The 3,256-nt window shown below is 38.6% G+C and carries 4 protein-coding genes; 2 read left to right on the top strand and 2 right to left on the bottom strand.

What is annotated here, in order from left to right; all coding sequences use genetic code 11:
- Positions 1 to 165: Mrp/NBP35 family ATP-binding protein (locus GX756_04625; protein ID NLC17146.1), on the bottom strand; the 165-nt coding region annotated here is incomplete at its 3' end.
- A 370-nt stretch (positions 166 to 535) separates the two neighbouring features.
- Positions 536 to 958, bottom strand: coding sequence for an Hsp20/alpha crystallin family protein (locus GX756_04620; protein ID NLC17145.1), 423 nt, complete (start codon positions 956 to 958; stop codon positions 536 to 538).
- Positions 959 to 1,286: 328 nt separating this feature from the next.
- Here GX756_04620 and GX756_04615 point away from each other — a divergent pair, with 328 nt between their 5' ends.
- Both GX756_04615 and GX756_04610 read left to right on the top strand, forming a co-directional pair.
- On the top strand, positions 1,287 to 1,958 hold the full coding sequence (locus GX756_04615; GenBank protein NLC17144.1) for a response regulator transcription factor: 672 nt from the start codon (positions 1,287 to 1,289) through the stop codon (positions 1,956 to 1,958).
- 24 nt (positions 1,959 to 1,982) lie between these two features.
- Positions 1,983 to 3,256 (top strand): cell wall metabolism sensor histidine kinase WalK (locus tag GX756_04610; GenBank protein NLC17143.1); only part of this gene is annotated, 1,274 nt, incomplete at its 3' end.

The raw sequence follows: 3,256 nt of genomic DNA, 5'->3' as shown, positions 1-3,256 counted from the left end.
GTCCAATATAGCTACGTTATGCCCGTTTTTTCTAAAGGCGCTTGCCAAAAGCGCCGTAACCAACGACTTGCCCACTCCGCCCTTGCCGCTGATTACCCCTATTACCTTTTTTACCGAACTCAAAGGATTAAAACTTAGTTTTGCTAAAGTCGACGTTCTTGCCATTGCATGTTTTCCTAAATATAAGTTATCTTATTCTTTTTTACTCCAAACGCGCGCTAATGTCAATAGTCTATAAAATTTCGCCCTAAAATAAAAAAAGCAATCTCTATTGGGAGGGGCGTTTTATTAAAAAAAGCGCCACCGTCCCAAAAAAGATTACCCGTTCTATTAACTATTAATATACTGTTTTTTTTATTTTGTCAATTTATTTTGGGTGGATTTAAAATTTTTTATATTTCACCAAAACATTTTTATCAACAAAAATATGGTTTGATAAATTCGCATAAAAAAACCGCGCCTAGTTTAAGGAGGGTAGGGGTATTATAGTTTGGCGCGGATTTATAGGGGGAAGTTTATGAGCTTTGTGATTGGCTTAATCTATATCAATTTTGTAAATCTTTTCGGAGTCGTCTTTAGGTATTCTCAAAGACAAAATACCATCTTTAAATTTTGCGTTTGCGCCTTTATTGGAGGCGTTGCACAAATACACCGTTCTTTGCATTGTTCCTACGCGTCTTTCTCTTCTGATGTAATTGGCGTTTTCTTCGTCTTTTTGTTGCGTTTGCTTTACGGCTATTGTCAATTGCCCGTCGTTTAAAGAAATGTTAACGTCTTCTTTGTTAACGCCGGGTAATTCGGCTTCAATCAAGTACTCTTTGTCGGTTTCTTTCACGTCCATTCTAAAGGTGTCTATGCCCTTAAACGGCGTAAAATCTTGAAAGAAATCGTCAACCCAATCAAACGGCGAAAGTCCCCTCATGCCTCTATTGCGTTTATCCCATGGTAAAAATGCCATTTTCAAAAACACCTCCTACAAAAATTTATTAGCACTCATGACCTTTGACTGCTAACACTATTATACATCAATTGCTAATTATGTCAATAGGATTTTGCAAATTTTTTTCAAAAATTTTGTAATTTTGTCACATAGTTATCTATAATTTATTATGTCTTTTTGCCGCGCTCCCTATACATTAATTTTTGACAATGATCGGCATCTTTGTTAAACTGAAATATAATCTTTTGTAACAAAAATGTGATATTTTGGTTGTCTTTATGAATTAAGTATGTGATAATCTTAAAATATGTTTTGCTAGAGTATTAAGTTTTTTTGGAGAAACAACATGAAAAAAACCAAGATAATGATTGCCGATGACGAAGCCAGGCTTAGAACGCTTATTAAAGATTGGCTGACTGACGCCGGCTATGAAGTGGTGGAAGCCGAGGACGGCAAAGTCGCTCTTGAAAAGTTTAAACAAGACCCTGATATTAAGCTTATTATACTAGATGTTATGATGCCGTATATAGACGGCTGGAAGGTTTGCAAAGAAATAAGAAAATCGTCCAAAGTCCCGATTATCATGCTGACCGCCCGAAGCGAAGAAATGGACGAGCTTGAAAGCTTTGACAAGGGCGCCAACGATTATATCCCCAAGCCTTTTTCGCTGTCTGTTTTGTTAGCTAGGATTAAGGCGAGGCTTGAATTGGATAACGCTTCGGGCAATGTGATTGAGCATGGCGATTTGAGAATTGATATTGACCAGCACAAAGTAATATTGGCCGGCAAGGAAATTAATTTGACGCCTATTGAATACGAGCTTTTGACCCATCTTGCGCGAAATTACGGCAAGTTGTTTACTCGCGAAAATCTCCTTATGCAAGTTTGGGGATACGACTATTACGGCGGGGATCGCACGGTTGACACGCATATAGGACGGCTTAGAATAAAGCTAGGCGAATACGGCGACAAATACATAAAAACTGTGCGCGGTTACGGCTATAAATTTGAAATTTAAAATTATTTTCTTTGGGATGTTATTTTGAGACTAAAAACGCTTTGGTTGAGATTGTTTTTGCATTTTGGCATTGTGTTAGTGCTCTTTGGGGTGCTGGTCACTTTGGCGCAGCAAATTTTTCTCTCCTCTATACAAATAGACCGTTCAAAAAATTTATTATCCAACGCGGCCGAAGACATAGTGCGTAAAATTAACCAGAACGAAATTAATTACCAAGATGTAAAAAGCGAAAACAACCAAAAGCTTTTGGAAATCCTAGAATCTTATGAAATAAAAAACTATATAATCCTTATTTATGAGGGCGACGATTTTTATTATTTATCCGAAAAGGCCGATAATTTTAATCTAACGACAAACAAGACGAGCGGCAAAGACGACTATGGCTCGTTTTATATTAAAAGCAGCGACAATCAAGAAATATCGTATTTGGCCTATGTGCGCAATATTTATAGCGGCTTAAGCTGCAAGCTAGAAATTAGGACCCATCTTTCAACGATACACCAAAGCATAGATGTAACCAATGATTTCACGCGCTTTGTGAGCATCGCGGCTATTATTTTGTCGCTGGTATGGGCGTTTTTGTTTTCCAAATATTTTACCAAGCCTATCGTGAGCATGAACAACTTAACGCGCGAGCTTGCCAACCTCAATTTTGACAACAAATTGGAAATTGATAGGCACGACGAGCTAGGCCAGCTTGCCGAAAACATCAATATAATGAGCGACAAGCTCAAGGCCTCTATGGACGAACTTAAAGTCAAAAACGAACAATTAACGAAAGAATTAGAGCGCGAGAAGAGCCTGGAAGCCATGAGAAAGAAGTTTGTGTCCGATGTCAGCCACGAGCTTAAGACCCCGTTATCAATTATACAAGGTTACGCCGAGGCGTTAAAATCGCCTTCGGTTTCAAAATCGCCCGAAAAACGGGAATATTACAGCGATGTCATTATGGAAGAAACCACAAAGATGACCAAGCTTGTGCACGATCTTCTTAGCCTTTCGCAATATGCCAGCGGAACATTTTCAATAGAGAAAACGGCCTTTTATATAGACGAATTGGTAAAGAGGGTCGCCGACAGGTATTCGGCCATTATAGAACAAAAAGAAATTAATCTTGAAACGCATCTGGAACACAAACAAGTCAACGCCGACCCTTTGAGAATTGAACAGGTAATCAACAACTACCTCAACAACGCGGTAAGCCATATTGACGAAAACAAGCAAATGGTAATAATCGGCAAAACCTTAGACCAGGATTATTACAGGGTGTCCGTGTTTAACAGCGGCAAGCATATATC

The sequence above is a fragment of the Clostridiales bacterium genome, from assembly GCA_012512255.1.
GTDB lineage: Bacteria > Bacillota > Clostridia > Christensenellales > DUVY01 > DUVY01.
Note: the sequence above shows the minus strand (reverse complement) of the source record. Positions and strands in the feature narration are given on the sequence as shown.

What these genes read in the sequence shown, in the direction of transcription:
- GX756_04620 (NLC17145.1), bottom strand. Translation starts at nt 958, where the DNA reads ATGGCATTTTTACCATGGGATAAACGCAATAGAGGCATGAGGGGACTT.
- GX756_04615 (NLC17144.1), top strand. Translation starts at nt 1,287, where the DNA reads ATGAAAAAAACCAAGATAATGATTGCCGATGACGAAGCCAGGCTTAGA.